This is a genomic window from Rugamonas violacea (assembly GCF_016461825.1).
Taxonomy (GTDB): Bacteria; Pseudomonadota; Gammaproteobacteria; order Burkholderiales; family Burkholderiaceae_D; genus Rugamonas.
In genome coordinates, this window is sequence record NZ_JAEMNU010000098.1 from 1 (window position 1) to 6222 (window position 6222).

General features: G+C 72.0%; 1 protein-coding gene. It reads right to left on the reverse strand.

Annotation, left to right across the window (positions count from 1 at the left end; translation table 11 throughout):
- The coding region (locus H7U20_RS18575; protein WP_199760637.1) for a condensation domain-containing protein at nucleotides 1-6222 on the reverse strand (6222 nt) is incomplete at both ends.

Sequence of the window (6222 nt, forward strand, 5' to 3'; positions counted from 1 at the left end):
ACCTCGCGCAGTTGCGCGTCGAGCACATACACGCTGGTATTGCTGATCGGGTAGCCGATCGGCACGCTGGGTCCGGCGGCCGGGCCGTCCGGCCGGTAATAGCTGACGTCATTGAGTTCGGTGCAACCATAGTTGTTCCACAGCGCCACTTGGGGCAGGCGTTGGCGCAGCCGGGCGCGCAGCGCGGCCGGCAGCGCTTCGCCGGCGCAGACCACTTGCTGGAGCGAGGCCAGCGCCGTGCTGTCGTCGGCCACGCTGTCGAGCAGCGCCTGCAGGTGCGAGGGCACCAGGTGCAGGCGCGTCACGCGCCAGTGGGCGATGGCGGCGGCCAGCGCGGCGCTGTCCTTGACGTGGCTGTCGGGCAGCATCAGCTGGGGCGCGCCGGCCAATAGCGCGCTGAGCAGTTCCTTGACCGAGACGGCGAAGCAGATCGACGTCTTGTGCAGCATCATCTCGTCGCGCAGGAAGGGCGCGCGTTCCCAGGCCGCTTCGAGCCAGTTGCCGATCTGGCCGTAGGGCACCATCACGCCCTTGGGCCGGCCGGTCGAGCCGGAGGTGTACATCAGGCAGGCCAGCTGGTCGGGCCGTTCGGGCGCGGCGGCGGCGGCCGGTTCCAGGTCGGCCAGGCCGGGGTCGCCCAGCCGGCCGGCGTCGTCGAGGTCGAGCCAGGCCGTGGCCGGGTGGTTGGCCGGCAGGCGCGTGGCCAGCGCCCGCTGGCATAGCAGCAGATCGGGACGGGCGTCGTCGAGGATCTGGGCGATGTAGTGCTGCGGATAGTGCGGATCGACCGGCACGTAGCAGGCGCCGGTGTGCAAGATGGCCAGCAGGGCCACCAGCAGTTCGGGGGCGCGCTCGCAGACCACGGCGACGCGGGTGTCGGGGCCGGCGCCTAGCGTTTGCAGGCGCCGCGCCAGCTGGCCGGCGCGCGCCGCCAGCACGCCATAGGTCAGCGTCATGGGCGGCGCGGCGCCGTCGGCCAGGCCGACGCAGGCCAGCGCGTGCGGATGGGCGGCGGCCTGGCGGGCGAAGCGCGCGGCCAGGCCGGGCGCCGGCGGATGCGCGCGGGCGGTGGCGTTCAGGTCGGCGTAGAGGCGCTGCTCGTGGCCGGTCAGCAGGACCAGCCCGCGCACCGGCTGGCCGGCGTCGGCCAGCATGGCTTCCAGCACTTGCTGGTGGTGGGCGATCATGCGCTCGATGGTGTCGCGCGAGAACAGGTCGGCGGCGTATTCGAGGGTGACGGAGAGGGCGTTGGCGTCGCCGTGGAATTGCCAGTCCAGTTCGCTCGGCGTGGTGCGTTCGCCGCCCACCTCGATCTTGCCGGCGAGCAGGCCGCCGGCCCAGGCGCGCTCGGTCTCGGCGGGGAAGTTCTGGTGGCGCAGCAGCACCGGCACCAGCGGGATCTGGCTGCTGTCGCGCTGGCCGCGCAGGGCGTTGAGCAGGTGCTCGAACGGCAGCGCCTGGTGATCGAAACCGCGCAGCACCACCTGGCGCACGTGTTCGAGCAGGCCGGCCAGGTCGGGCGCGCCGGCCAGGTCCAGGCGCAGCGGCAGGATGTTGATGAAAAAGCCGACCAAATGTTCCAGCTCGGCGCGTTCGCGCCCGGCGACGGTGGTGCCGATGCACAGGTCGTCGCGTCCGCTGTAGCGCTGCAGCACCACCACCAGCGCGCACAGCAGGGTGACGAACAGGGTGCACTGGCGCGCCTGGCTGAAGCTGGCCAGGGCGCCGGCCAGCTGCGGCGAATAATGGTGCTCGACGACGGCGGCGCGCCATGTCCGGCCGGCGCCGCGCGCCGCATCGTAGGGCAGTTCGATGCCGTCGACATAGCCGGCCAGGGCGCCGCTCCAGTACGCCAGGTGGGCGCTCATGTCCTGCCGGCGCTGCCAGGCGGCGTAGTCGGCGTACTGGACGGCGAGGGGGGCCAGCGCGGCGGCCGGCGCGCCGCGGCGCGCCGCGTACAATTGGCGCAGGTCGTGGGCGATCACGCCCTGCGACCAGCCGTCGGAGACGATGTGGTGGATGGTGCTGAGCACGACATGGTGCTCGTCGGACAGGCGCAGCAGCGCGACCTTGAGCAGCGGTCCGCGCGCCAGGTCGACGCAGTCGGCGGCGGCCGCGCCGATCAGCGCGGGCAGCGTCTCGGCGGCGATGTCGCGCTGTGCGATGTCGAGTTGCAGCGTCGGCGCGATGACCTGCCGGGCGGCGTTGGCGGCGGCGTCGAAGACGAAGCGGGTGCGCAGCACTTCGTGGCGCGCCAGCAGATCCTGGTAGGCGGCGGCCATCGCGGCGGCCGAGAAGTCGGTGCCGTGGAAATGGGCCGCCACCACGATGTTGTAGCTGGTGCGCTGTTCCGGCATGTGCTCGTGCACGAACCACAGGCGCTCCTGCTGGTAGGCCAGCGGCAGCGCCTCACCGCGCTCGGCGCGGGTGATCGGCGCGGCGGCGCCGGCGCCTTCCCGCTGCAGTTGGGCGATGCGGGCGGCCAGCGTTTCGAGTAGAGGCGCTTCGAACACCAGGGTGACCGGGATATCGATGCCGAGCGCTTTGCGCACGCCATACACCAGCTGGATGGCCAGCACCGAATGCCCGCCCAGGTCGAAGAAGCTGTCGTGCAGGCCGACCCGGCTGACTTTGAGCACCGTTTGCATGACGGCGCCCAAGCTTTGTTCGAGCGCGCTGCGCGGCGCCAGGTAGGGGCGCTCGGCGCTGGCGGCCGCCGGCGCCGCCGGCAGGTTGGAACGTGCGGTCCGGCCATCGTCTTGCAGCGGAAATTGCGCCATCCAGACCAGCGCCGCCGGCTGCATGTAGTCGGGCAGATGGCGCGCCAATGCGAGGTGCACGAAGGCCTCGACCTGCGGCTGTGCGGCGCGTGCGCCCAGCTCGGCCGGGTCCGGGTCCGGGGCCGGGTCTGACGCCGACGCCGACGTCGACGCCGACGCCGGCGTCGCGGCGAAGTGCGCGTCGAAGCCGGCCTGGTCGGGGATCAAATGGGCGACCACGCTGCCATCGCTGCGCAAGGTGGCAATGGCGTGGCTGACGATGGGCAGTTCCAGCAGCGCCGCTTCGATACGCGCCAGCTCGACGCGTTGCGTGGGCGCGGGCGGAAATTGGCCCAGCCACTCCAGCGTGCCGTCGGACAGCAGGCGCGCGCACTGTCCGCTGCGGTACCAGCTGCTGCCATCCGGGTCGGTGACAAAGTCGGCGGCGCTGGCGGCGCGGTCGTTCAGATAGCCGTGTGCCAGGCCGGTCCCGCCGAGATACAGTTCGCCGGCGATACCGATGGCGCAAGGCCGCCGGTATCCATCGCGCACCTGGAAGCGCGCGCCATGCGCCGCCTCGCCGAGCGGCAGGGTGTAGCCATGCGCCGCCCCGCCTTCGGGCGCGGCGGCGCACAGGCCCAGCACCACGCCGGCAAACGCGTACAGCGGCGCAAGGGTGCAGTGCGGCGCCAGCGCGGCCAATTTCGCGGCCAAGCCGCGCGGCACCGGATCCGGACCGCACAACAGCAGTTGCGGGAAGGCCGCCGGCGTGGCCAGCGCGCGCTCGGCGCTGATCAGGGCGGCCAATTGGTCGGGCGTCAGGAACAGCACGTCCGCCGCCGGCGCGTCGGCGCCGTCCGCCGCCACCTGCACGCTGGCGCCGCAAGCGAACCAGAGGAACAGCTCGCCGATGACCAGCCTGCCGGCCAGCGGCGCCTGCAGCAGGAAGCGGTGCCGCTCGCCCAGCGCGTGGCGGGCGCGCCAGGCCAGCACGGCGCCCAGCAGCGCCTGGTGGCTGACCATGGCGCCGCGCAGCTGGCCGTCCGCGTCGGGGGAATAATCGACATAGGCCAGCTGCTCCGCCGCTTCCGGCCAGGGCGCCAGGTTGTCGTCGGCGCAGGCGGCGAAAGGATCGCTGGCGTCGTCGAGGCAGGCGACCAGCTGGTCGTCGGTGGGCAGGCCGGCGCGCAGGCCGGTTTCGGTCAGTACGATGGCCAGGCCCGATTCGTACAGCAGCGCATAGGCCGCGTCGGGGCCGGCGTTGGGATCGATCAGCACCAGCGCTGCGCCGGCCTTGGCGATGCCCAGCACGGCGGCCAGCAGGGCGCTCGAATGCCGTGCGCACAGGCCGACCAGGGTGCCGCGCTGGACGCCCTGGGCGCGCAGCCAGGCGCCGATCCGGTTGGCGCGCGCATTCAGCGCGGCGTAGCTGAGCACTCCCGTGGGCTCGGCCACTGCGATGCGCCCGGGGTGGCTGGCGGCATACTGCTCGAACAACTGGTGCGTTAGCGTGACGCCGGCCACGGCAGGGGGCGGCTGCGGCGTGCTGGCGTCCGGCGCCGCGCTGCGCTCGGGCGGACCGGCCAGCGGCAGGGCGCCGACGGCACTGCGCGGGGCGCTCACGGCGGCTTCGAGCAACGCCAGGAATTGACTGCTCAGGCGCCGCATGGACGCTTCGCTAAAGAGCGCCGAGGCGTATTCGAAAAAGCCGCTCAGCGCGCCATTCGAGAGCGTCAGGTCGAGCGTGATCTCGAATTTCGCCGCGCCGTTGTGCAGCATCAGCGGCGCCACCGCAAGGCCGGGCAGTTCGAGGCCGGCGGCGCCGTGCTGGAAGTTGAACATGACCTGCACCAGCGGCGAGCGGGCGGTATCGCGCGGCAGCTCGAGCGCCTCGACGATTTTTTCGAACGGAACCTCCTGGTGGGCGTAGGCCTCCAGCGCACTCTGGCGGACTTGCTGCAATAGCTCCTCGAAGGACAGCGCGGGCTGTGGCCGCACGCGCAGCGCCAGCGTATTGACGAACAGCCCGATCAGTTCGCGCACCTGCGGCTGGTCGCGGTTGGCGATCGGACTGCCGATGCAAAAATCGTCCTGGCCGGCGTGGCGCCCCAGCAGCACGCTGAAGGCCGCCAGCAGCGTCATGTACAAGGTCGCGCCGTGCCGCGCGCTGAGCCCCTGCAGGCGGTCGAGCAAATCGGCCGGGATGTCGATGCCGATCAGCGCGCCGCTGAAATCCTGCAACGGCGGGCGCGCCGCATCGGTGGGCAGGATCAGCGCCTGGGCGCCATCGAGCCGGCTTTGCCAGTATGCCAGGCCCGGCGCCAGCCGGGCCGGGTCGAAATGGCGCCGCTCCCACTGGGCGTAGTCGGGGTACTGGAGCGCCAGCGGCGGCGGCAGCGCGCTGGCCGCCGTGGCGCCGCTGATGCAGGCATAGTGCAAGCCTAGTTCGCGCAGCAAGATCGCGGTCGACCAGCCATCGAACACGATGTGGTGGATGGTGACGAACAGGTAGTGCACATGGGCGCTGACGCGGAACAGGCGGGCCCGCAGCAGCAGCTCGTGCTCCAGGTCGAAGGGCTGTGTGCTGGCGGCGGCAATCGCCAGGTCGAGCTGGGCGTGGTCGGCGACCTGCTCAAGGGGCAGGGTGAAGCGTTCGGCGCTGCCGACGACCTGGTACAGCGTGTCGTCGCGTTCCGTAAAATTGGTGCGCAGCGCCTCGTGGCGCGCGATCACGCCGCGCAGCGCCGCTTCGAGCACCGCATGATCGATCTCGCCGTTGAGCAGCGCCAGGGCCGGCGTATTGTACGGCGCGCCTTTGACGAAATGGTGCAGGAACCACATGCGCTCCTGGGCGAACGAGGGCAGCAGGCGCTCCGAGCGCGGCACCGGCGTGATGGGCGCGCCGGCCGCCGCATCCGGGCCCGCCGCGCCGGCCCCGTTGGATAGCCTGTGCAGGTCGTCGGCCAGGGCCGCCACGGTGGGGTGCTGGAACAGCGTGGCGATCGCCAGGGCGACGCCGAATTCCTGCTGGACCAGCCCGACGAGCTGGGTGGCGAGCAGCGAGTGCCCGCCCAGGTTGAAGAAGTTGTCATGCGCGCCGACCCGGTCGATTTGCAGCACGGCCGAGAAGATGGCGGCGAGGCGCGATTCGGCCGGCGTGGCCGGCGCGCGGTAGTCCTCGCGCGCCGCCGGCAGGTCCGGCGCGGGCAGGTTCAGGCGGTCGAGCTTGCCGTTGGGCAGGCGCGGCAAGGCGTCCAGCATGCTGTAGCTGGTGGGCAGCATGTAGGTCGGCAGGCGCGCCGCCAGATGCTGGCGCAGCGCCTCGGGCGCGGGCGTGCCGTCGCCGCCGGCCACCAGGTAGGCCGCCAGCTGGGTGCTGCTGGCCGCCGCCGGCGGCCAGCCGGTCACCAGCGCCTGGCTGACCTGCGGATGGCTCAGCAGCGCCTGTTCGACCTGGCGCAGG